The 22,694-nt window shown below is 55.4% G+C and carries 19 protein-coding genes; 4 read left to right on the forward strand and 15 right to left on the reverse strand.

Annotated elements, in window-relative coordinates:
- Positions 1 to 69: 69 nt before the first annotated feature.
- Together DWV16_RS14115 and DWV16_RS14120 are read right to left on the reverse strand one after the other, a co-directional pair.
- The gene (locus DWV16_RS14115; protein ID WP_066458229.1) at positions 70 to 1,461 is read right to left on the reverse strand and encodes a cation:proton antiporter; all 1,392 of its coding nucleotides are present in this window, start codon (positions 1,459 to 1,461) and stop codon (positions 70 to 72) included.
- Between the two features lie 154 nt (positions 1,462 to 1,615).
- On the reverse strand, positions 1,616 to 3,181 hold the full coding sequence (locus tag DWV16_RS14120; protein ID WP_066460386.1) for a ClC family H(+)/Cl(-) exchange transporter: 1,566 nt from the start codon (positions 3,179 to 3,181) through the stop codon (positions 1,616 to 1,618).
- A 289-nt stretch (positions 3,182 to 3,470) separates the two neighbouring features.
- On the opposite strand from DWV16_RS14120, the gene DWV16_RS14125 reads away from it, so the two are divergent.
- Positions 3,471 to 4,784, forward strand: coding sequence for a hemolysin family protein (locus DWV16_RS14125; RefSeq protein WP_118479852.1), 1,314 nt, complete (start codon positions 3,471 to 3,473; stop codon positions 4,782 to 4,784).
- 60 nt (positions 4,785 to 4,844) lie between these two features.
- Here the strand turns inward: DWV16_RS14125 and DWV16_RS14130 are convergent, their stop codons facing one another.
- The 10 genes from DWV16_RS14130 to DWV16_RS14180 form a co-directional block, all read right to left on the reverse strand.
- Positions 4,845 to 5,105, reverse strand: a complete 261-nt coding sequence (locus DWV16_RS14130; RefSeq protein WP_066458224.1) for a zinc ribbon domain-containing protein — start codon at positions 5,103 to 5,105, stop codon at positions 4,845 to 4,847.
- A 10-nt stretch (positions 5,106 to 5,115) separates the two neighbouring features.
- Positions 5,116 to 6,642, reverse strand: a complete 1,527-nt coding sequence (gene putP, locus DWV16_RS14135; RefSeq protein ID WP_118479854.1) for a sodium/proline symporter PutP — start codon at positions 6,640 to 6,642, stop codon at positions 5,116 to 5,118.
- A 64-nt stretch (positions 6,643 to 6,706) separates the two neighbouring features.
- Positions 6,707 to 8,503 (reverse strand): ABC transporter ATP-binding protein, encoded by a 1,797-nt coding sequence (locus tag DWV16_RS14140; RefSeq protein WP_066458219.1) that lies wholly within the window; start codon positions 8,501 to 8,503, stop codon positions 6,707 to 6,709.
- 173 nt (positions 8,504 to 8,676) lie between these two features.
- Entirely contained in the window at positions 8,677 to 10,044 is a 1,368-nt protein-coding gene (locus DWV16_RS14145) for a citrate/2-methylcitrate synthase (protein WP_066458217.1), read from the reverse strand.
- A gap of 117 nt (positions 10,045 to 10,161) precedes the next feature.
- Positions 10,162 to 11,220, reverse strand: a complete 1,059-nt coding sequence (mutY, locus tag DWV16_RS14150; protein WP_118479856.1) for an A/G-specific adenine glycosylase — start codon at positions 11,218 to 11,220, stop codon at positions 10,162 to 10,164.
- Positions 11,217 to 11,777, reverse strand: coding sequence for an NUDIX hydrolase (locus DWV16_RS14155; protein WP_118479858.1), 561 nt, complete (start codon positions 11,775 to 11,777; stop codon positions 11,217 to 11,219). The genes mutY and DWV16_RS14155 overlap by 4 nt, the downstream gene beginning before the upstream one ends.
- Positions 11,764 to 12,219 carry a DUF3795 domain-containing protein gene (locus DWV16_RS14160; RefSeq protein ID WP_118479860.1) on the reverse strand — a complete coding sequence of 152 codons (456 nt, stop codon included), beginning with the start codon at positions 12,217 to 12,219 and terminating at the stop codon, positions 11,764 to 11,766. Before DWV16_RS14160 ends, DWV16_RS14155 begins: the two co-directional genes overlap by 14 nt.
- 103 nt (positions 12,220 to 12,322) lie before the next feature.
- Positions 12,323 to 13,432, reverse strand: a complete 1,110-nt coding sequence (locus DWV16_RS14165; protein ID WP_158572905.1) for an immunoglobulin-like domain-containing protein — start codon at positions 13,430 to 13,432, stop codon at positions 12,323 to 12,325.
- Between the two features lie 10 nt (positions 13,433 to 13,442).
- Positions 13,443 to 14,510, reverse strand: a complete 1,068-nt coding sequence (locus DWV16_RS14175) for a DUF4367 domain-containing protein (protein WP_118479864.1) — start codon at positions 14,508 to 14,510, stop codon at positions 13,443 to 13,445.
- Positions 14,507 to 15,046, reverse strand: coding sequence for an RNA polymerase sigma factor (locus DWV16_RS14180; RefSeq protein ID WP_242863722.1), 540 nt, complete (start codon positions 15,044 to 15,046; stop codon positions 14,507 to 14,509). Before DWV16_RS14180 ends, DWV16_RS14175 begins: the two co-directional genes overlap by 4 nt.
- 333 nt (positions 15,047 to 15,379) lie before the next feature.
- Here DWV16_RS14180 and DWV16_RS14185 point away from each other — a divergent pair, with 333 nt between their 5' ends.
- From DWV16_RS14185 to DWV16_RS14195, 3 genes are read left to right on the forward strand one after another with little or no spacing between them, the layout of a single operon-like run.
- Positions 15,380 to 15,955 (forward strand): hypothetical protein, encoded by a 576-nt coding sequence (locus DWV16_RS14185; protein WP_066458194.1) that lies wholly within the window; start codon positions 15,380 to 15,382, stop codon positions 15,953 to 15,955.
- 1 nt (position 15,956) lies between these two features.
- Positions 15,957 to 17,606: a GH3 auxin-responsive promoter family protein gene (locus DWV16_RS14190; protein WP_066458192.1), complete on the forward strand. Its 1,650-nt coding sequence runs from the start codon at positions 15,957 to 15,959 to the stop codon at positions 17,604 to 17,606.
- Positions 17,603 to 20,128 (forward strand): HD domain-containing phosphohydrolase, encoded by a 2,526-nt coding sequence (locus tag DWV16_RS14195; RefSeq protein WP_066458189.1) that lies wholly within the window; start codon positions 17,603 to 17,605, stop codon positions 20,126 to 20,128. Before DWV16_RS14190 ends, DWV16_RS14195 begins: the two co-directional genes overlap by 4 nt.
- Before the next feature lie 54 nt (positions 20,129 to 20,182).
- Here the strand turns inward: DWV16_RS14195 and DWV16_RS14200 are convergent, their stop codons facing one another.
- The 3 genes from DWV16_RS14200 to DWV16_RS14210 are packed head-to-tail and all read right to left on the reverse strand — an operon-like array spanning position 20,183 to position 22,544.
- Entirely contained in the window at positions 20,183 to 20,608 is a 426-nt protein-coding gene (locus DWV16_RS14200; protein ID WP_066458186.1) for a VOC family protein, read from the reverse strand.
- A 28-nt stretch (positions 20,609 to 20,636) separates the two neighbouring features.
- The gene (locus DWV16_RS14205; RefSeq protein WP_066458182.1) at positions 20,637 to 21,179 is read right to left on the reverse strand and encodes a GNAT family N-acetyltransferase; all 543 of its coding nucleotides are present in this window, start codon (positions 21,177 to 21,179) and stop codon (positions 20,637 to 20,639) included.
- Between the two features lie 27 nt (positions 21,180 to 21,206).
- On the reverse strand, positions 21,207 to 22,544 hold the full coding sequence (locus DWV16_RS14210; RefSeq protein ID WP_370219249.1) for a sodium-dependent transporter: 1,338 nt from the start codon (positions 22,542 to 22,544) through the stop codon (positions 21,207 to 21,209).
- Positions 22,545 to 22,694 lie beyond the last annotated feature (150 nt).

The following is a 22,694-nucleotide window of genomic DNA, read 5'->3' on the forward strand; positions in this document are numbered from 1 at the left end:
CATTTCGGCCCGCTTGCAAGTGAAAAACAAAAATTCCCGCCCCACGTCAAAAAACGTGAAGCGGAACTGTCAGACATGATGCCCGTTGCGGCGCCCTTTTCCTTTCTGCGGCATTTCACCGGCGCGGCGGACTATTTTGGGGCCGCAGCTTTTTCCTGCGGGTTTTGCCGCGCCGTCTTTTTCCAGAGACAATGCGGCTATCCGGCCTTTTTCTTTTGCGGCAGACGTTTTTTTTGACTCCCTGCCCCCTGAAATCGGCGGCTCCTCAATCGTGTGGGACAAAAGAAGAGCCATCTTTGCTGAAGCCGGGCCAACCATTTCATACAGCACCCCCGACGACAGGATGATGGTAGAAAGCAATGCGCCCGCCCCAGCAGGCAGAATCCGCTGCCCAAGCGCCGCCAATCCAATTGAAACACCTGCCTGCGGCACCAGCGCCAAACCGAGGTAATTGCGAATAACGGCTGAAGCCCCGCTTACAACCGCACCGGCATATGCGCCTACATATTTGCCGATGATCCGCACAAAGAAATAACCGACGCCGATCATCCCGGCAGTGGCCAGCATCGGGACATTGAGGCGCATGCCGGAAAGGACGAAGAACAGCAGCATAATGGGCGGCGAAAAGTGGTTGACCTGCTTAAAGAGATCCTTATCCGCGATCACATTGATATAAACCGTCCCCATCACCATACAGGAAAGCAGCGGTGAAATATCGAGCAGCGTACAGAACCCAGTGAGGCTGAAGATGACCGCATTGATTAAGATGAGCCGGTGCTCACGGGTACGGCGCGCAGATATGATCCAACGCAACAGATAGCCGCAGATAGCCCCAAGCCCGATAGCGAACAGATTGAGCAGGAGCGGCTCCAGAAAGAGCTTCCAATTTAGGCTCCCGGAGCCGGATTCAAGCTCACCCACAATGGCCGCACAGATGGAAAACGCAATCAGCGCAACCGCATCATCAAGCGCAACCACCTGCAGGATGGTGTTTACCAAGTCTCCTTTCGCCCGGTATTGTCGGATGGTCATAATCGTTGAAGCCGGGGCGGTGGCCGAACCGATCGCGCCAAGCAACAACGAAAACGACACCGATAAATGAAAAACAAAAGTCATCATCAATGTGACGGCAAGTGCTGCTGCAAGCGCTTCAAACAGCGTAATCAGGATGACCTGTCTGCCGCTTTTTCTCAGTTCGGAAAGCTTAAAGTATTTGCCCACTCCAAAAGCGATATAGGCCAGCGCGATATCGGTGACAAAATCCATCCCATCGATCATCTCCTGCGGAACCAGACGAAAAACATAAGGTCCGAGCAGAATCCCGGCGACAATGTAAGCCGTCACATCCGGCAACCGCAGCTTCTTGGTGATCCTTGTCACAAGGAATCCAGAAAAAAGGATGATTGCCAGGCTCAGGATGACAGCTGCGGAATGGTTGGCGGACTGCTCCAGGAAAGTCATTTTCTCACGCCCCTTTCAAATCGCATCTTTTTTAATGATGTTTTATTATAACATTTTTTGAGCATATTTTATATGAATTTTATCTAAACTTTACAAAACAGCCGGAGGCAAACCGCCTCCGGCTGTCAGAAATCCATCTTCTTCCAGATATTTTTCAGACGCACAGCTCCCCCAGCTGCGCTGCGATTTCCGCATAGTCCTTTGTATCGGCCAGCGCCACCAATGTGTCGCTCGCCATAATCACCGTATCTCCGCGCGGAAGCAGCTCGCGGCCGCCGCGCCTCACCGCCACCAACAGGCAGTTATACGGCAGGTCCAGCTCGCTCACCCGCTTGCCGATGATCGCGGAAGCATGCTGCACCACGGCCGTGGTGAGGATTTTTTCACCGGTGTCCTCCGGCTCCTCGATCCCCTGGTTGCGCAGGATATTCTCGAGCAGGCTTTCATAAATCGGCTCGGATTTGAGCAGGTAGGCCACCACATAGGCGATGATTGACACCGCCGCGAGGGAAAGCAGGTGGGAAAGCGAGCCGGTCATCTCCGCAATCAGGATAATCCCGGTCACCGGCGCGCGCACAATGGCGGTGAAATATCCCGCCATTGCCAGGATGATAAAGTTGTTGAGCAATTCCGGATCCACTCCGCAGTACCGGATTGCAAGCAGGCCGAATGCGCCGCCGATATATGCCCCGATGACCAGCAGCGGGAAGAAAATGCCGCCTGGCGCGCCCGAGCCGAAGGACAAAAGCGAGAACAAAAATTTCACCGCGAGCAGCAGCAATACTCCGGAAAGCAGCAAATTGCCCTCGTAAAGGTGCTCGATCATCGCATGCCCGCCTCCGAGCGTAAGCGGCATCGTAAGCCCCAGCACACCCGCCAGCAAAAACGGGATGACCATCCGGAAGCTTTGCGGCAGATGCTTATAAGCCCGCTGAGAAGCCATCGTAGAAGCGTTATAGGCCGCTCCACAGATGCCGATGAGCACCCCCAGCAGAAGCAGCAGCCAATAGTGATCGAGCGGAAGCACCCGGCCGACCGAGAAATGAAAGACCGAATCCAGCCCGAAAACCGTCTTTGACACAAAGTCTGCCGCGACTGCCGCGACCATCACCGAAGTCAGCGCCGCCGCTGAAAAGTTCTTGTGAATCTCCTCAAGCGCGAACAGCACGCCGGCAAGCGGCGCATTGAATGCCGCGGCGAGCCCGGCGCCCGCGCCGCAGATCATCAGGTATTTCTCCTCTGTCTTCACCCGATGCAGCAGACGGGAAATCCCCTTGCCCACCATCGCGCCAAGCTGGACAGACGGCCCCTCGCGCCCAAGCGACAGCCCCCCCAAGATGCAGGCCGTTCCTCCCACTAGTTTCCCCACGATCACTTTGACCCAGTTCTGATGCAGGTATCCTTTCATTTCTCCGCTCACCTGCGGGATGCCGCTGCCCGAAATCATCGGTTCCCAGCGAACCAGTCGCGCCACCAGCAGCGCCACAAAAACAAGCCCCACAAACCATCCCGCGATCATAAGGCCATTTCCCTGCACTGCCGCAAGCATCCAGCGCAGAATTTTTTCCCCGCGGTCGAGCATAATACGGTAAAGGACCGCGATACCGCCGGCCGCAACGCCGACAAGCAGCCCATTCACCACAAGCGCGTACTGCATATATTTTGCATCCTTAATCACGCGCACCGTGTTATTTTCATTTCTAGTCTGCACAAAACACATCTCCCGGAAAATGCATTCCCCGTCCAAAATATCGCCGCTATATGCTTTTGAACGGTTTCTAAACTTATTTTTCAGCTTGGCGCGATTGGCAGCCGCCAATTGCCTGCGCTTATTTTAGCATAAAACCGGCATCAGCAAAAGGGAAATGTTCCAAATGCCAGCTCTTTTGTTATAAATCCCGTGGAAGGGCCGTTTCATGCGTTTTTTACGGATTGACTTTCCAGCATCGCACCCGTTACCATAATATTGTATTGCATGCACGCATTCTGACCAAAAAAGGAGACAAAATATGGAACCCGACGGCAACCTATGGGTCTACATCCTGTTACTGTTTGCCCTGATCCTCACAAACGCTTTCTTTGCCATGAGCGAAATCGCCATCATCAGCCTGAATGACCAGAAAGTCCGGCGAATGGCCGCCGACGGCGATAAAACCGCCGCCATCCTTGCAAAGCTGGTAAGCGAACCGAGCAAGTTTCTGGCCACCATCCAGGTCGGCGTAACCCTCTCCGGCCTGCTCGCTTCGGCGGTCGCGGCCGACACCTTCGCGGAATACATCGTCTACGCCCTGCGCGCCGCGCCGGTCAATCCTGCCGTGGTGCGGGTGGTTTCGCTCGCGGTCATCACAATGGTCCTCTCCTTCTTCACTCTGGTGTTCGGAGAATTGGTTCCCAAGCGTCTCGCGATGACCAGCTATGAAAAGATCTCGTTCACGATTGCCCGGCCGCTCCTGTTCATCTATAAGGTCGAACGTCCGTTTGTGGCGCTGCTCTCCTATTCGACCAACGCGGTGCTGCGTCTGCTCGGCGTCGACCCGCACCAGAAACCGGAGGAAGTCACCGAAGAGGAAATCCGCATGATGGTTGACGCGGGCAATGAATCCGGCACGATTGAAAAACGCGAGCGCGAGATGATCAACAATATTTTTGAGTTCGACGACCGCACGGTCGGGGAAATCATGACCCATCGCACCGAAATGGTCGCCCTCGAACTGCATACCCCGCTTACCGAGGTGATCCGCGCGGCGACTGTGGAGGGGTTCTCCCGCATTCCGGTCTATGCCGGCAAACTCGACGATGTGGTTGGCGTGCTCTATGTCAAGGATCTGCTTGGCCTGGTGATGGAAAACCCGGATGTTCCGTTCTCTCTCGAAAACCACATGCGCAAACCGATCTTCGTCCCGGAAGGCAGCCGCTGCACCGCGTTATTTTCGCGTTTCAATGAAGAAAAGGTGCAGATCGCCATCGTGGTTGACGAATACGGTGGCACTGCCGGCATGGTCACGATGGAGGATCTCATCGAATCGATTGTCGGCAATATTCAGGACGAATACGACGACGAGGAAGAAGAAATCAGCGCGCTGTCCGACGGTTCCTGGTCGATCGACGGAACCGTCCCGCTCGAAGAGGTGGAGGAGCTTTTCCAAATCCACTTTCCCGCCGACGGCGACTACGACACGCTCGGAGGTTACATTATCGATACGCTCGGACATATTCCCGCCGCAGACGAACATCCCTCGGTCACAGTCGGGCTGGTGGAATTCACCGTCGCCGCAATGGATGACCGCCGGATTGAGCGGGTCCTCGCCCGGCCGCTCGCCTGAGCTCGCATCCAGAAACGAAACGGCCGTTCCGGCAATGCCGGAACGGCCGTTTTATTCGGGTTATTTCCAGCGTTTCAGCTGGGGCATAAACTGCCGCATCATCTCACGCGCCTTCCCAGCGGTCATGCCGGGATTGGCCTCCACCATCGGCGGGACACAGATTTCAATCATCTCGTCCAAGGTCACGTCCGCAGTGAACGCGCCGCCTTTGTAACAGTAAATGCAGTATTCCGGATTTTTGCTTCCATCGGCATTGGTGCCGCACAATTCGCTTTCCGGGGTGAGCGGCATGCCGCAGCTCTGGCAAAATGTTTGTTCCACAAATGCCTCCTTACTTTGTTTCGAGAGTCATGGATTTTGCGGTGTCGAATTCCTTCTGGATTTCAGCGGAAGGTTCCGCGGTGAGCTTGGAAACGATGATGATGGCAAGCGAGCTCAGGATAAACGCCGGAAGCAGCTCATAAAGCCCGAAAATTCCGCCGAGCGGGGAAAGCAGAAGCTTCCAGACGAGCACCGTCACGCCGCCCGCAATAACGCCCGCAATTGCACCGGGCAGATTGGTGCGCTTCCAGTAGAGCGAGAAAAGGATCAGCGGGCCGAACGCGCCGCCAAAGCCCGCCCACGCGAACGAAACGATCTTGAAGATCGAGCTGTCCGGGTTGAGCGCAAAAGCACAGGCCGCACCCGCAATAAGGATGATCGAAACATGGGAAACCTTCATGATCTGCTTTTCAGTCGCGTCCTTTTTGATCAGGCCCTGGTAAAAGTTCTGCGCGACCGCCGAAGACGCTGCCAGCAGCTGGCTGTCCGAGGTGGAGATCTGCGCGCCAAGCACGCCGCAGAGCATTACACCCGCGATAATCGGCAGCGCGCCGCCGGTCAGCAGGTTTTTGCACATCATGATAAAGACGCTTTCGGTAGCGCTTCCGGAAAGCGCGTCCGGATAAAGCGTCCGGCCGAGCACACCGATGAGCACCGCCATTGCAAGCGAAAGCACACACCAAGAGGTGCCGATGCGGCGGGACTTTTTCAGTTCGGAAGCATTGCGGATTGCCATGAACCGCACCAGGATGTGCGGCATGCCCATGTAGCCGAGGCCCCATGCCAGCCCGGAAGCGATGGTGATCCAGCTATAGGTGGAAGCGCCGTCCGGCGAATAGGTCGAAAACATCGAAAGATATCCGTCGTACTGGGCCACGTTCGCGGAAATTTCCCCAAAGCCGCCCGCCGTGCCCACTCCGATTCCCACGATGATCATGAGCGCGAAAAACATAACCGTTCCCTGCACAAAGTCGACGTGGCAGACCGCCTTGAAACCGCCGTAGGTGGTGTAAAGAATGATGACCAGCGCGCTCACCAGCATTGAGGGCAGGTACGGGAAATTGAACAGGGTTACAAACACCTTGCCGCAGGCCACAAAGCCCGAAGCGGTGTATACCACGAAGAAGATCACAATGAACAGTGCCGCAACATTCATCAGGATTTTGCGTTTATCGTGGAAACGGTTGGAAAGGTAATCCGGGACGGTGATCGAATTGTTCGCAACCGCCGTATAGTTGCGCAGCGGCAGCGCGATCAGCTTCCAGTTGATATATGTGCCAAGCGCAAGGCCGATGGCGGTCCAGCCGGCGTCCGCAATGCCGGTCGCATACGCAAGGCCCGGTAATCCCATCATGAGCCAGCCGCTCATATCCGAAGCCTCGGCGCTCATCGCGACCACCCAAGGGCCCATGCCGCGCCCGCCCAGATAGAAATCATGGCTTGTTTCATTCTTTTTGCTGAAATAGTTGCCGACGCAGATGATCATAATGAGGTATATAACCATCGCGCCGAGCATCATAATCTGGCTTGTGTTCATTCACTACACTCCTCTTTTTCTCTAAGCTTTGCCGCTGTGCTATAGTAGACACGAAAAAAGTATATCACATCTTTATATGTTTTTCCACAAAATTTTCCGCGTTCCCCATGTTTTCCCCATACATACTGTAAAGCTGGTAATAAATTCCACGTCTCTTCATGAGTTCGTCATGGCTGCCCTGCTCCTCGATGCCGTTTTCGGTCAGCACCAGAATGAGCCGCGCGCCGCGGATGGTGGTCAGCCGGTGAGCGATGGTAAAAGTGGTGCGCCCGCGCGCAAGCTTCTCCAGCGACTGCTGCACAATCCGTTCGCTCTCGTTGTCGAGCGCTGAGGTCGCCTCGTCCAGAATCAGGATCGGCGGATTCTTGAGAAACACCCGCGCGATTGAGATCCGCTGTTTCTGCCCGCCGGAAAGGCGCACGCCGCGCTCGCCCACATAGGTGTCATATCCGTCCTCAAACGAGCTGATGAAATCGTGCGCGCCCGCGAGCTTCGCCGCCGCTACAACTTCCGCATTGGTCGCGCCTGGCTTCCCATAGGCGATGTTCTCAAACACCGTCCCGGCAAAAAGGTAGACATCCTGCTGCACAACGCCAATCTGACCGCGCAGCGAATGGAGCGTGAGTTTTCGGATGTCCTTGCCGTCGATGAGGATACGCCCGCCGGTCACATCGTAAAAACGCGGGATCAGGTTGCAGAGTGTCGATTTGCCACTGCCCGACGGCCCGACCAGCGCGACGCTGTCGCCCGGATGTACAGTGAGACTCAGATCCGAAAGAACCGGATGGTCATCATCCGCATAATGGAAAGAGACATGCTCAAAGGTGATCTCACCTTTGACATCGGTAAGATCCTCGGCGTCCGGCTCGTCCAGGATGTCCACCGGCGCATCCATCACCTCGATAAACCGCTCGATGCCAGTCATGCCGCGCTGGAACTGCTCGGTGAATTCGACAATCCGCCGGATCGAGGTGAGCAGCGTGGTTACGTAAAGCAGGTAGGCCATCAGGTCAGCGGGGGTGATCTGCCCATGGATCATAAAGAGCGCGCCCGCCACCACGACGGTGATATACATCACCCCGTCATAAGCGCGGGTCGTCGACTGGAAACCCGCCATATAGCGGTACATCTCCCGCTTGATATCGAGAAATTTCCCGTTTCCCTCCTCGAATTTCTCCTTTTCGACCTCCTCGTTCGCAAAGGATTTGACCACTCGTACGCCGAGTAGACTGTCCTCTACCTGCGCGTTGATTTCACCGGTCTGATTGCGGCTTTTTTTGAAAGCGCGGCGCATCCGGGTGTTGAAATACATCGAACATACGAGCATCAGCGGGATGATCGAGAAGATGATCAAAGTGAGCCACAGGTTGGTGCGCGCGAGGATCACGAATGAGACAGCTATTTTGAGTCCCGCTATCCAGAATTCTTCCGGGCAGTGGTGTGCGAACTCGGTGACGTCGAACAGATCGCTCGTGATGCGCGCCATCAGCTGACCGATCTTGTTGCTGTCATAAAAGTTGTAGGAAAGCCGCTGCAGATGGGCAAACAGGTCGCTGCGCATGTCAGTTTCGATGTGCGCGCCCATCATATGCCCAATGTTCGCCATGAAATAGTTGGCGGCGGTGTCAATAATCCGTAAAAGGATATAAAGCGCGCCGATCTTTAAAATGATCGCGGTGGTGAGGCTGGCAAGGTCGTTCATCCCGCGTTCGGTGATAAAACGCACCATCAGCGGCAGGACAAGCTCGCACAGGGTGGTGAGCGACGCGCAGAACAAATCGAGCAGCAGAATCCACAGGTATTTTTTAAAGTACGGCGCGAAGCGCCCCAGCAGCACGCTGGTTTTCATGGTACGATCCATTCCTTCTCTTCTCCTCTTTCTCACAGGTCATAGTTAGATTCTAGCACATCTGAACGGGAAAATGAACAGCGATTCCTCCATAAATCCGGCGTTCCCGTCCACAAAACAGAGAAAACCCGGCCCAGGTCTGCAGCCCGGGCCGGGTACCTTCTGTTTTTCATCAAAAACCTGAATCAGCGCTCCGCAAGCGGCACGTATGGGACTTCTTCCTTGACTCCTTTATAAGCGGGACGGATGATCTTCCCGGAATTGCTCAGCTCCTCAATGCGGTGCGCGCTCCAGCCCGCGATGCGCGAAATGGCAAAAATCGGGGTGAAAAGCTCGGTCGGAAGGTTGAGCATGCTGTAAACAAACCCGCTGTAAAAGTCGACGTTGGCCGAAACGCCTTTATAGATGCGGCGCTCCTCCCCGATGACCTTCGGCGCAAGCCGTTCCACCAGCGAATAGAGCGCGAACTCCTTATCGAGCCCTTTTTCCTCCGAAAGGGATTTGACGAAGAATTTAAACACATCGGCACGTGGGTCGGAGAGCGAGTAGACCGCATGCCCCATGCCGTAGATGAGCCCGGCGTGGTCAAACGCCTCTTTATGTAACAGCCGGCGCAGGTAATCCTCCACCGCGTCCTCATCCGCCCAGTCGGAAAGGTTCTGCTTCATGTCGTCGAACATCTTCACGACCTTGATGTTCGCGCCGCCGTGCCGCGGCCCCTTGAGCGAACCGATGGCCGCCGCGACCGCCGAATAGGTATCGGTTCCGGAGGAAGAAACGACATGGGTTGTAAAGGTCGAGTTGTTGCCGCCGCCATGCTCCGCGTGCAGCACAAGCGCCACGTCGAGCACACGCGCCTCCAGCGCGGTATAGGAGCTGTCCGGGCGCAGGATACGCAGGATGTTTTCCGCAGTGGAAAGCTCCGGCAGCGGCGAATGGATGTACAGGCTCTGTCCCTCGTGATAATGGTTGTATGCCTGATAGCCATAAACCGACAGCAGCGGGAACAATGCCACCAACTGCAGGCACTGGCGCAGGACGTTCGGAATCGAAACGTCATCCGCCCGGTCATCATAGGAATACAGGGTGAGCACACTGCGCGCAAGCGTGTTCATCATATCGCGGCTTGGGGCCTTCATAATGATGTCGCGCACAAAACTGGTTGGCAAAGTCCGGTAATTTGCCAAAAGTTCCGTAAACGCCCGCAGTTCCTCCTGTTTGGGCAGGCTCCCGAACAAAAGCAGGTAGACGGACTCTTCAAACCCGAACCGCTTTTCCCGGATGAACCCGTTGACCAGATCCTTGATGTTGACGCCCCGGTAGAACAGCTTTCCCTCGCATGGGATGGTGGCGCCGTTCTCATCGACCGTGCTGGAACAGACCTCCGAAATCTCGGTGAGCCCGGCCATAACGCCTTTGCCGTTAATGTCGCGCAGCCCTCTTTTCACGTCGTACTTTGCATACAGCGCGGGGTCAATCGCACTGCTTTTCCTGCAAAGCTCGCTCAGTTCCAGTATCTGCGGGGTAATCTCCGAATACGGATTAGACGGCATTATACAGCACTCCCTTTCTTTGTTCATCATTTTTTATAAAACTATACATTTTATTATAACAAATTTTATCGGTGGTTTTATGTCTATTCTGTGACCAAACATTGAACGCCCCGCGCCCTATCCGCCATACTTTTCCAGAAATGGTTGCAGATAGGCAGAAAACGCGGACGGAAGCGGATAGTCTTCCGTCAGGCGCTCCGGATCTACCCACACCAGCCCCGCGGATTCGCAGTCCTCCGCGACGGTGATCCGCCATCCGGTCATCCGCCATTCGATGTGCGTGAAAATGTGTTTTGCATCCGGAAGCTGTTCAGCGCGCAGCGGCTCAAATCCCCATTCCCGCGCCTTTGCAATCACGCCGGACTGATCGAGCGTTTCATCCACACCGGGCAGCTCCCACAGCCCAGCCAGCAGTCCGCGCGCCGGGCGTCGTCGGATGGCGATCCGCCCGTCCCGTACCAGCGCCAGAATGGTGCGCGGCTGGATTTTGCGCGGCTTTGCCGCCGCTTTGACCGGCAGTGTGGTCTGGATACCGCGCCGGAATGCTTCACACCCGCTGGAAAGCGGACACCGCGCACAGTCCGGCGGGCCATTCGGGACGCAAACGGTCGCGCCCAGTTCCATGATCGCCTGGTTGAAATCCCCGGGGCAGCTTGCGGGTATAATGGCCGCAAGCCGCTCCTCCATTGCCTTTTTCGTCCTGGGGTCTGCAATGTCGGCGTCATCTGCAGTCAGCCGTGAAACCACCCGCAGGACGTTTCCATCCACCGCCGGCACCGGGATGCCGAACGCGATCGAGGCGACCGCGCCCGCCGTATACGGTCCAATCCCCGGCAGACCGATCAGTTTTTCATAAGAAGCGGGCAGCTGTCCGCCATATTCCGTCACAATCTCTTTTGCCGCCTTTTGCAGGTTGCGGGCGCGGCTGTAATAGCCGAGCCCCTCCCACAGCTTCAGCAGCTGCTGTTCCGGAATTTCCGCAAGCGCCTTCGCATCCGGCAGTGCCGCTGTAAAACGCAGAAAATAGTCCTTTACCGCCTCCACGCGGGTCTGTTGGAGCATGATCTCCGAAATCCATACGCGGTAAGGCGTCACTTCCCGCCGCCAGGGCAGGTCCCGTTTATTCGCCCGGTACCAGGCGGTAAGCGGGTCAATCATCTCTTTCAGGTCCGTCATAGGCTCTTCAGTTTCTCCATCAGTTTTTGATATACCGGCAGCATGTGCCGTTCGGTCACATATTCCGCAAGCTGCGCAAGCAAAATCCATCCGACCGCACTGTTTTCATCCGGTTTCTCAGCCAGCGGCTGATCCTCCGGCGCCTCCAGCAAAAACGAGGCCGTCAGATGCAGGTGCGCGCTGATATACGCGCCATGTTTTCTGTGCGGTGTGACGCCGAGCACATCCAGCCCGGCGATTTCCCGGCAAAGCGGGCGCAGGCGTGTGATCCCGGTTTCCTCTTTCGCCTCGCGCATGGCCACCGCGAGCAGGTCGCAATCCCCGTCCGCATGGCCGCCGGTCCAAGACCAGCTCTGGTAGATATTGTGATAGACCATCAGCGCTTTGTCCCGCTTTTCATTCACCACGAAACCGGAGGCGGTCAAATGTGACGCAGGGCATTCCCGCGCCAGGATCGTATCCGGGAATCGGTCGATCATGCAGAGCATCAGCGCCTGGTCCGCCGTTTCCTGCTCGTTCACCGGCCGGTAAGCCGCAATCGTTTCACGCAGTCCCATTCCCCGCCGCCTCCCGTTCTTCCCCAGTTGAGGGCATCTTTGCCTGGCATTCGCTGCATTCCCGGTCATGGATTGAAAATACTCCGCCGCAAGCCGAGCAGGTAAAGGCATCTTTCTGCCATTTTAGAAAAGCCGCCAGCCCATGTGTTTTTACAAACAGGCTGTTTTTCAGAAGGCTTGTCCCATAGCGTTTGTGATAGCTTTTCTCCAGATTTTTGATCCATTTACAGGGGAAAGCGGGACATTCATAACAATAGGAAAGGCCCTTCTCCTTTACGCAGTCATAAATCCTGCAATTCCGGCAATGTTCCGGTTTCCCATCCTCACCGCGCAGACAGCCCGCGCACGGCTTTTTATGATAACAGTGCTTATAGCAGACCATGCAATTCATTCCGCACGGCGCGAAAAAATCCGCTGTGATCCCTTCCGCAGGCATTTTCATAAGCGCGTCCCTTTCCACCGTTTCAAAGATGCTCTATTTCAGTATAACACATTGCGCCGCCGGCATAAAGCCGGCGGCGCAATTCAAAAAAGGATTCTTTTTGCTATGGTTCCTGCAGCTCCGGCTCCCCGCCAAATTTCATGGCGCAGTCCATGAGCTCGCTGTAGATATCCGCGTCGAGCGAATAGTACCACTGCTGTCCGTCGACAAGCAGATGGGTGATTTTCGTCGTCGTACCGTCCGGGTTTTCAATAAATGCATTCGGATCGACAAACAATTCCCTCTGCATCCCGTCCGGATAGATCAGCGTCAGCAGAGCACCGTCAGTTTCCGCCGCGCCCCCAAGCTTCATATCCTCCTTCACCGGATGGAAGGTGTCGAGCTTCTCCATCACGAAAGATACCGGGGATTTTCCCTCATATTTCTGTTTGAGGGTCAGGGTCGTCTTGGTCATATACTTGCCGTTTCCGATCGAAATTCTGACCGATTTCGGCTTTTTCAGTTCGAGCGTCCCTTCGGGCGCGCCGAGCGAAAACCCGGCGGAAAGGGTAAACGAATATTCCGGTCCGGCAAATTCTTTGCTTACACGGTATTCGCCAGTGGACAGTGGCTGGGCAAAGATGTCGAGCGCGATCTTTTCCTCCACCGACTGACCCGGCGGGATCAGCTGAGCGATATCGGCAAAGGCGGTGTCGTCTTTGAAACGCACCTTGTTCCACTGCCCGTCTTCCTTTTTCTCCAGCGTGAAATAGGTGCCGCTGGAGATTTCCTGCGCGCTGCCGTTGGTAATTTCGAAGGTGATGCTTTTCGCATCGGAGGGATAGCTCTCAGCCGCAGCCTTCATATAAATACTTGTTTCATCCGCGCGGTCGGCCATCACTTCAATCTGCAGCGGGTCCGGCGCACTCGAAGAAGCGGGCGTTTCCGGCAGTTCCTGCGGTTCGGGCGCCGAAGATGGGCCCACGGACGGACCAGCCGGCAGGGGGCCCTGCGCCGCGTCGGTCGAAGCGTCCTGCCGCTCGGGCTGCGAAGCATCCGGACCCTCAGCCGAAGCGGACGGCGGCGGCCCGGACGAAGGTTCCGGAGCGGAAGATGCCGCCAAAGACGAACTGCCCGGGCCCGGGGCCGAAGAAGACGGTCCGGGCGCAGGCTGTGTACATGCGGATAAAAGCAGGAGCAGCGCCAGGGCCGCCCCAAGCTGTTTTTTAAACATCTGGATCCTCCTATCGGTAGCTGGCTACCTCGGTCGGATGGTCATAATGGCTGCTGTAAAGATTGATGATATAGGTCGTTTTGCCATCCAAAGGTTCCTCTGCGATCTCAATGCTGTCAAAATCCTCCTGTTGAACCCAGGGCTGATCCGATTTCTCGTCGAAGGAATCGTCCCGGTAAAAAGTGATCTTGGAACCATCATACGCAAGGCTTCTCAGCCGGATGCCGCCTGTCCCGGTAAAAATGCTGAGCGTGATCTCATCCGGTACCCCGGCGGCAAAATTTTTCATGAATCGGTCGAGTTTGTCAAGATTTCGGTTATCTTCCGGCGCCAGCACCACATCGCCCCTGTCCGCCGCCATGTCGGCGTCAAAGCCGCTGGGCAGGCCTTCCGGTACATTTTTGACACGCACGCTCCCGGCTATCCGCAGCGTCTCTTCACGCGGCAGGTCGCTGGTGAGCATAAAGCAGTACTGGTCGTCGTACCAAAGCACCGTCTGCATCCCAAGATTGCTTAAAAACTGGGCCGGTTCGCCGTTCAGGGTGATCGGCTCCAAGCTCGCGCCCTCGGTGTTGAGCCCGATGGCAATCGAATCGATCCTGTTCTGGTCAAACGAAATCATGTGCTCTTCGCCGTCCTCATAGACGGCATAATTAAAGAAATCACTGTAAGAAAACTGGGTGCAGGTAAACCCGTCCGGAATATCGGTGATCTCGTACGGGATGAACGGGCCTTCCGGCACTTCCCTGCCCGAGGTGTTTTCAAAGGTGATGCGGCTGTGGTCGGGAAATTTTTCCTCCACCATCTGAAAAAATTGTGCGCGCCAAGCCTCCACGCCCATCAGGCAGGCGGAAAGCCCCACAAACGCCACCAGCGCGAGCACCGCCGCGCGGCGGGAAATCCTGCCCAGGCTGCGCTGCCACTGCGGGCGGCGCTGTGAACGCAGCATTTTTTCCATTTTCTTTTCAAAGGTTTCGGAGAACTGGTGTTCCGGCTGCTCTCCAGACGGGAGTTCTTCGAGCATCTGCCCGGCCGCTTTTCTCGCCGCGCGCGCAAATAGTTCGTCATCCATCATCATGGCGCCTTCACACCTCCCATCACCTGTTCAAGTTTCTTCCTGGCCCGCTGAATCCGTTTTTTCACGTTTTCTTCGGATAGCCCGAGCATCTGCGCAATCTCTTTGGTGGAGTAGCCGTTGTCGTACTTAAGCATAAGCACGCCGCGGTAACTCTCCGGCAGGCTGGCAATCAATCCCGCGAGGCGTTCGTAATCGTCCTGCGCTTCGACTGCGCCGGCAGGCGAAAGGTCGCCGGGCGTCCAGTCTTCCAGCTCGTCGAGCGAAAGAACCGCGTGCCGTCTGCGGGAATTGTAGAGATTGATCGCGATGTTTCTAACTATAATAACCACGAAACTTTTGGTTTGGGGACACTCGGCAGAGGTAATTTTATCCATATGGCCAAGGATGCGCAGAAAAGCCTGCTGCACCGCATCCTCTGCGAGCTGTGGGTCATGCAGGATGCTGTTTGCTGTGCGGAACATCATCTGGCGATAGGTGAGATAAAGTGTTTCAAACTTTGACTTGTCCTGATCCTCCTCAAGCAAGGATAGATACACCAGCAAGACCGCCGCACCTCCCGTATGTCATCCGGCCGGATACAACTGGCCTGTTCCCTGTTATTTTATCACACTTTTTCAAAGAAAGGAAGTAGGAAATCTATCCGGCGGGAAATCGCGGTCGCAAACCGGTATAGATTTTTCCATTTTATTATTTATTTGCGACTGTTTTTGTGACTGAAATTTTATTTTTGTGACTGTCAGCACATTTACCAAATCTTTCCGCTAATTTTTTTGTGTACCTGTGCGATTTATGAATAAAAGCGTCGAATTTTGTTGCAATTGCGATAAAACTTTGATAGAATAAATTAGAATTCCTTTCTGGAGGCTGCTATGCTGCACCTGATTCTGGGCGCTTTTTCTTTTCTGATGTTTCTTTGTTATGACCTCAACAACATCACTGCCCGTTCTTTTGCCGGGAAAGCTCTGTTTCCCCTCGCAGCGCTCCTTTTGCTGTATGCAACCATCCAGGCAGCGGTTCTGCCCTCCGACGGTTTTCTGCCGCCCGTTTTTCTGAGGATCCTGTTCTGGGCGCTGGCGGCGGTTTTTCTGTTGTTGCTCGCGTATACGCTGCTCATTGTGATGGTCCTGCCGGTGCCGGCGGACCCCACGCGGCCGCCTGCGGTTTATGACCGCGGCGTCTATGCGCTCTGCCGGCACCCAGGCGTCCTGTGGTTCGCGGGCGCTTATTTCTCCGCATGGCTCGCCATGGGTAAAAACAGCCTGCTGGCTGCGGCGTTCCTTTTTTCCCTGCTCAACCTCCTGTATGTCGTAATACAGGACCGGTTCATTTTCCCGCGCCAGTTTCCCGAATATCCGGCCTACCAGGCTTCCGTCCCGTTTTTGATTCCGAACTTTGAGAGTGTGAAACGTTGCCTTGAGACGCTGAAGGCGTCAGAGGAGTTTTAAGATGAACTTTGAGGAGAAGCTCAAAAAACAGCAGTTTGATCTGCTCTGGCAGGAGTATTGCGGCTTTTTGGACCTGGATCTCCCCTCCTATATGGAGATCCAGAAACGTCTGATGCTTGAGCAGATTCAAATGTGGTGCAACTGCGAGCTGGGGAGACGTATCCTTCCCGGCTTGCCGCCGCATACCATCGATGAGTTTCGCGCGCGCGTACCGCTGACCGATTATGCGGATTACGCCGACGTCCTGCTCCAGAAACGCGGCGACATGCTCCCGGACGACCCGGTCATCTGGATTCAGACCACCTGGGAAAGCGGCAAACATCCGGTCAAGCTCGCTCCTTACACCAAGAGCATGCTCGACGTCTATAAAAACAATGTCATCTCCTGCCTCGTGCTGTCCACCAGCAACGAGCGCGGGAAATTCAATGTGGGCCATAACGACAAAATGCTCTATGGCCTTGCGCCGCTGCCCTACGCCACCGGCATCCTGCCGCTCATCCTGGGAGATGAGATGAGCATGGAGTTTCTGCCGCCGGTCAAGGTTGCGGAGAAGATGTCCTTCTCCCAGCGCAACAAGCTCGGCTTCAAGCTCGGTTTCCAAAAAGGGATCGACATCTTTTTCGGCCTGAGCAGCGTGGCCTATTACATCAGCAGCAGCTTCGGGGATATGATCTCCTCCAAGGGGGCTTCCGGCGCTGCACATGACGGCGGTCATTCGCTCCGCTTCTCTCCGAAGATGATCTACCGTTACCTTTCCGCCCGCTACCACAGCAAAAAGAACGGCACGCCGATCATGCCCAAGGACGTTTTCCGCCTCAAGGGCTTCGTCTGTGCGGGCACCGACAGCAGCCACTATAAGCGCGCGCTCGAGGAATTCTGGGGCGTGCGGCCACTGGAAATCATGGCGGGGACCGAGCCCACCTGCATCGGCTGTGAAAGCTGGGAGAAAAACGGGCTTTACCTCTTCCCGGACGCCTGTTTCTATGAATTCATCCCGGAAAACGAGATGCTGCGCAACTTTACGGACCCCTCTTACAAACCCAAGACCTATCTCATGGACGAGCTGGTCCCGAACCAGAACTACGAGCTGGTCATCAGTGTCTTTAAGGGCGGCGCCTTCATGCGTTACCGTGTGGGCGACGTTTACCGGTGCCTCGGGATGGGCAGCCAATCCTCCGGTATCCGCCTGCCGCGGTTCGCTTATGTCGACCGGGTCCCCACTGTCATCGATATCGGTGGCTTCACCCGCATCACCGAGGCCTCCATCGAGGAGGTCATCCGGCTTTCAAAGCTCGGGATCGCCGAATGGTTCGCCCTCAAAGAATACAACGAGGAGGGCCGGCCGTATCTGCATATGTACGTTGAAATGAGCCAGGAGGCGGTCGAATCGAGCGCGCTCTCCCGCCAGGTGCTGGAGGAGCATCTGAGCGTCTACTTCACCTATTTCGACAGCGATTACCACGACCTGAAACGGCTGCTCGGCATCGATCCGCTCAAGATCACCTTCCTGAAATCCGGAACGGTCGCCGCCTATCGGAAAGCCACCGGGCACACGATCCGACGGATCAACCCGTCCTCCTATGATATGCTCGAACTGCTGCGTTTCCAGGAACGCGACCTCTCGCTGGAAGGGGGCTGCGTCTACTTATGATCTTTGTAGCAGTCCCGCTGACCGCCCTTTCCTGCTATCTGTTTTTGCTGCTTGCCTTCCTGGCCGCAAAGAAAAACAAGGTGATCTATTCGTTCATCGCGCTGCTGATCATCTTCATCATGTGGACCGGTGGCTCTTTCTTCATGCGCATGCAGCTCTATCCCGGCGTCCCGTTCTGGTGCCAGGTTTCAAACCTCGGCATGTTCTGCATCCCGCTTTTCTACTACAATTTCATGTGTGATTTCCTTGGTTACAAGGGGTATTTCCTGCGCGGCGCCTGGACGGCGGGCACGGCGATCATCCTCATCATGAGCCTATGCGATGTGTTCATCACCAACCCGCAGGTTCTGGACATCGGTGACGGGCAGGCCAGCTTTATCTACGACATGAGCCCGCTGGTTGCGATCCCGGTCTTTTTCTGCATGGCGGTGGTGCTCTCGATCATCCTGATGGTGGTCAAGGACATCAAAAAGAACGGCACAGCCTCCACCAGAATCACGCCGGTGCTGATCGGGCTGGCAATCCTCTTTTTCGGCAACATCGCGGCCTCCTTCCCATTCATCGGCCGTTTTCCCGGCGATACCCTCTCCGGCATCATCAATGCCGGTTTCATGTTCTACGCGCTCTATAAGCGCAGGCTGTTCAAATTGACCCTGCTTGTCTCGCGCGGCACCACCTATCTGCTCGCCGCGATCTTCTCCTCTCTGCTCTTCATCAACATGGTGCGGCCGCTGGAGGATTTCATCCGGCGTTTCTTCCCGCAGTTCTCCGATTCGACCACGCTGGTCATCGCAATTGTCTTTGCGGTGCTCACCTTCACCATGTATAAACTGATGAAAACACTGCTCGACAACCTCTTCATCAAGGAGGAGGCCGCCCGCACCCAGCAGCTGCGCGATTTCTCCACGAATATTTCCAAAAGCCTGAATCTGGATGACATTCTCGACCAGCTTGTCACCGTCGTCAAGAGCGCGGTCGACGTGGAAAAGGTCTATGTCTGTCTTGCGGATGACAAAACCCAGTTTTACCGGACAATGGCGTCAGCCAGTCCGCTCGACTCCCACAGCTTTGCAATCTCGTTTACCAACCCCTGCGTGCGGTGGATGCGCGAGCAGGAAAACTGTCTCATCCTCAAGGAATTTTCCCGCACCGTACCGTATAAATCGATGTGGGAAAGCGAGAAGCGGCAGCTGCGCGATCTGGACATCGAATGTCTCGTACCGCTCGTCTGCGACGAGGAGCTGGTCGGCATCCTGTGCCTTGCCAAAAAGTATAAGCACGACAATTACACCTTTGACGACGTAACCTTCCTGGAATCGGTCAACTCGATCGTTTCCATCGCCATAAAAAACGCGAAGCTCTATGAAAAAGCTTACTATGAATCCCGCATCGACAATCTCACCGGGCTTCTGAACCGCAAATTCTTCTACGAAAAACTGGACGAGGAGTTCGAACGCTGCCGTGACCGTTCGCTTGCGCTCGTGATCCTCAATGTCGACGATTTCAAGCTCTATAACCAGCTTTACGGCAATATGGAGGGCGACCTCGCACTGCAGAGTATCGCGCGGATCATCACTGCCTGTGTCGGGCAGAATGGTATTCCCGCCCGGTACGGCGGCAAGGAATTTGCCATCATCCTGCCCTGTTACGACGCGATGGCGGCCTATAACCTCGCCTGTACGATCAAGCAACAGATCATTGATATGAATAAGCATGCCAAAGGAGCCGCGCTGCGGGCGCTTACCCTCTCCGGCGGCGTCTGCGCTTATCCTTATGCCGCGTCGAATGTCAAACAGCTGGTCGGCAATGCCGATATGGCGGTATTCAACGCCAAACGCAGCGGGAAAAACAAGATCATCATCTATTCGCTTCAGAAAAAGGGCGAGCTGATCGATGTGAAAGATTCCCCTGTGGCAACAGGCGTCTACGCCGAATATGCCTCCACGATCTACGCGCTGACCGCCGCGATTGACGCCAAGGACCATTACACCTTCAGCCACTCGCAGAATGTGGCGGAATATTCCACCGCTTTGGCGGTTGCGCTGAACCTCAACAAGGACCACATCGAAATCATCCGTGAGGCCGCTTTGCTGCACGACATCGGCAAAATCGGCATCCCGGAGGAGATCCTCAACAAACCTGGCAGGCTGACCCGGGAGGAATTTGAAACGATGAAAACCCATGTGGAGCATTCGATCGCCATGATCCGCCACCTGCCCTCGCTTGATTACGTCATCCCGGCCGTCATCGGCCACCACGAACGCTGGGACGGCAAAGGCTACCCGCGCGGCATCTCCGGGGAGGATATCCCCATCGCGGCCCGCTGCCTTGCAATCGCCGATTCGTTCGACGCAATGACCTCCAAACGTTCCTATAAGCAGGCTCTTCCGGTCGATTTCGCCATTAAGGAGATCGAAGATCAGGCCGGGCGCCAGTTCGACCCAAGGCTTGCGAAGGTCTTTGTGGAAGAGGTTCGCGCGGGTAGGATTCAGGTGCATCCTTATGTAACAGAAAATAGCTGAAACTTATAAAAGAATGCGGCCGGTTTCAACCGGCCGCATTCTTTTTATACTTTTCTATCGCAGTGCAAAATAGGGACTCTCGATGACTGATTTCATCTGGCATAAGCAAAACGGGTGCCCGGCGGGATCAAACATCACCCTCCAGTCATCGGAGAACTGCTTGTCCGCCACCTTCGCCCCACAATCGACCGCATGCTGGACGGCTTTTTCCAGATCGTTCACAGCAAAATCCATATGCGCCATCTGCTGCTGCGCTTGCGGCTCCTGCGGCCATACGGGCGGTTCATACGTGGGGTTTCGCTGGAACAGGATGCCGGGATATTCCCCCTGATTGGTTCCCGGAGCGCCCAGGCACGCCCATTCTTCATTGGAAAACGGGATTTCCCAATGAAGCAGCGCCGCATAGAATGCCGCCAGTTCCTGTGGATTTTTGCAATCCACCGTAAATGCGTACAGTTTAATTTTCAGCGCGTCCTCCATCACACCATTACCTCCCGATATGGATTGTTTACCGGGCGCTTTTCCAGGCGTCTTTTGTCAAGCAGGAAATATGTTCTGTCCGGATATCCCCCATCAGCTCACATGCGATTTCCTTATTTGTGTGATGATAGACGAATCCACATTTTTCCTGCACACGGCGGGATTTTTCGTTGCCGTCAAAATAGCCGCACCAGATTTTTTCCAGGTGCAAATTCTCAAAACCGTGCCGCAGCAGCTCCCGCGCCGCTTCGGGGATGAGCCCCTTTCCCCAATACGGCACCCCGATCCAATAACCGAGTTCCCCCTCGTTTTCGCCAATTTGAAAGTTGCTTGCCTTCCCGATCATAAGTCCGGCACTTCCCACGGGCTGTCCGGTTTCTTTGAGCACAACCGCATAAGTCTCGGGCGCGGACAGCACGGTCCTTATGATCCCGCGGCTGTCTTCCACACTTGTATGCGGCGGCCAGCCTGCGGCCGGGCCCACCAGGGGATCTTTTGCATATGCAAATAAATCTTCCGCATCCGTGTCCCGCCATGGACGCAAAATCAACCGGCGCGTTTCCAGATTCATGACGTATTCCTTCTCCCCAATATCATTTTATCCGCGTACGGTGTTGTAGATACTGATAAACCCAATGATGGTGACAATTGTTATCATCACCGGAGTGATAATCCGCACACACCAGAGCCAGGCCTTTTTCAGCTTGAAGCTGATGCCGTCCGATTCGATATGGGCGATGAGTTTTCCGGGGCCCCAGAACCAGCCGATGTAAACACACATCGCGATACCGCCCAGCGGCATAAGGATGTTGTCGGTGAGCATCCCCATGAAATCGAAGAAGGAATAGTTCAGAATGGTGAAATCAGCAAGGACTCCATAGGAGAGCGCGCTCGGCACACCGGCCAGGAATACCAGCAGCCCCAGAACCAGCACCGACTTTTTACGGCTCCAGTGCAGGTCGTCCATCGTGAAGGAAATCACACATTCGAGCAGCGCGATCGCGGAGGTCAATGCCGCGAAGAATAGCAGGATGAAGAAGAGCAGCGCGAAGAAAAGCCCCCCGTACAGTTCCTGGAAAACCTTCGGGAGCGTCCCAAAGATGAGACTTGGCCCCTGCGCCGGCTCAAGTCCGAACGAAAAAACCGCCGGAAAGATCGCCAGGCCCGCAAGCACCGCCACCGCTGTGTCAAGCCCAGCCACTGTCAGACAGCTTTTGGGGATGTCCGCATGGCGGCCGAGATAGCTGCCATAGGTGATCGTGATGCCCATACAGAGCGAAAGCGAATAGAACACCTGTCCCAGCGCAGCCGCCAGCGATGCAAAGCTGAACTTGGAGCCGGTCGCGGAAAAGATAAACCGCAGCCCGTCCCCCGCGCCCGGCAGGGTCACCGAGCGCACAATGATAATGACCAGAATGATGAAAAGCGCCGGCATCATGATGGTGGACGCCTTTTCAATGCCATGAGTGCCCTTATAGCAGATGATGCAGGTGGCAAGCATGAATACCAAATGCCATACCACTGGCTGCACCGGTTCGGCAATATAGGCCGCAAAATCCACCGGCGCGGCAAAGGTGGTCGCATAGGAAGCGATATATTTGAGAATCCAGCCGCCGATCACACTATAATAAGAGAGGATGATAAAGGCGGAAAGCACCCCCATCACCCCGATGAAGGTGGTTTTGCGGTTGATGGTACGGTAGGCGTCCACCGGGTTGCGCTGGGTATACCTGCCGATGGACATCTCGGTGATCATCACCGGGAGCCCCAGCAGCACCACAAACACCAGATAAGCCGCTAAAAACTGGAATCCCCCGTTCTTTCCCATCAGGTATGGGAACTTCCACAGGTTTCCCAGCCCGACCGCCGCGCCCGCCGTCGCAAGGATAAATCCCAGCCTGGACGCCCATTGATTTCGTTTCTTATGACTTGACAAATCCATTCACCCCGTCGATTCTTTTCTTGTATTGGGAATTCGTTCTATATTCTTCACGCTTTTGCGCAATTTATCATTTCTTCCGCCGCGCAAGGCGTGTTCCATCGTTTTTATTCGGCTTTTCGCCGCGGTATAAACAGGCAGGCCCCC

Source organism: Anaerotruncus sp. AF02-27, assembly GCF_003465835.1.
Lineage (GTDB): Bacteria > Bacillota > Clostridia > Oscillospirales > Ruminococcaceae > Anaerotruncus > Anaerotruncus rubiinfantis.

Excerpts from the sequence above, each read along its gene's own strand:
- DWV16_RS14115 (WP_066458229.1), bottom strand. The coding sequence starts at position 1,461 with ATGACTTTCCTGGAGCAGTCCGCCAACCATTCCGCAGCTGTCATCCTG.
- DWV16_RS14120 (WP_066460386.1), bottom strand. The coding sequence starts at position 3,181 with ATGTGTTTTGTGCAGACTAGAAATGAAAATAACACGGTGCGCGTGATT.
- DWV16_RS14125 (WP_118479852.1), top strand. The coding sequence starts at position 3,471 with ATGGAACCCGACGGCAACCTATGGGTCTACATCCTGTTACTGTTTGCC.
- putP (WP_118479854.1), bottom strand. The coding sequence starts at position 6,642 with ATGAACACAAGCCAGATTATGATGCTCGGCGCGATGGTTATATACCTC.
- DWV16_RS14140 (WP_066458219.1), bottom strand. The coding sequence starts at position 8,503 with ATGGATCGTACCATGAAAACCAGCGTGCTGCTGGGGCGCTTCGCGCCG.
- DWV16_RS14145 (WP_066458217.1), bottom strand. The coding sequence starts at position 10,044 with ATGCCGTCTAATCCGTATTCGGAGATTACCCCGCAGATACTGGAACTG.
- mutY (WP_118479856.1), bottom strand. The coding sequence starts at position 11,220 with ATGACGGACCTGAAAGAGATGATTGACCCGCTTACCGCCTGGTACCGG.
- DWV16_RS14155 (WP_118479858.1), bottom strand. The coding sequence starts at position 11,777 with ATGGGACTGCGTGAAACGATTGCGGCTTACCGGCCGGTGAACGAGCAG.
- DWV16_RS14160 (WP_118479860.1), bottom strand. The coding sequence starts at position 12,219 with ATGAAAATGCCTGCGGAAGGGATCACAGCGGATTTTTTCGCGCCGTGC.
- DWV16_RS14165 (WP_158572905.1), bottom strand. The coding sequence starts at position 13,432 with ATGTTTAAAAAACAGCTTGGGGCGGCCCTGGCGCTGCTCCTGCTTTTA.
- DWV16_RS14175 (WP_118479864.1), bottom strand. The coding sequence starts at position 14,510 with ATGATGATGGATGACGAACTATTTGCGCGCGCGGCGAGAAAAGCGGCC.
- DWV16_RS14185 (WP_066458194.1), top strand. The coding sequence starts at position 15,380 with ATGCTGCACCTGATTCTGGGCGCTTTTTCTTTTCTGATGTTTCTTTGT.
- DWV16_RS14190 (WP_066458192.1), top strand. The coding sequence starts at position 15,957 with ATGAACTTTGAGGAGAAGCTCAAAAAACAGCAGTTTGATCTGCTCTGG.
- DWV16_RS14195 (WP_066458189.1), top strand. The coding sequence starts at position 17,603 with ATGATCTTTGTAGCAGTCCCGCTGACCGCCCTTTCCTGCTATCTGTTT.
- DWV16_RS14200 (WP_066458186.1), bottom strand. The coding sequence starts at position 20,608 with ATGGAGGACGCGCTGAAAATTAAACTGTACGCATTTACGGTGGATTGC.
- DWV16_RS14205 (WP_066458182.1), bottom strand. The coding sequence starts at position 21,179 with ATGAATCTGGAAACGCGCCGGTTGATTTTGCGTCCATGGCGGGACACG.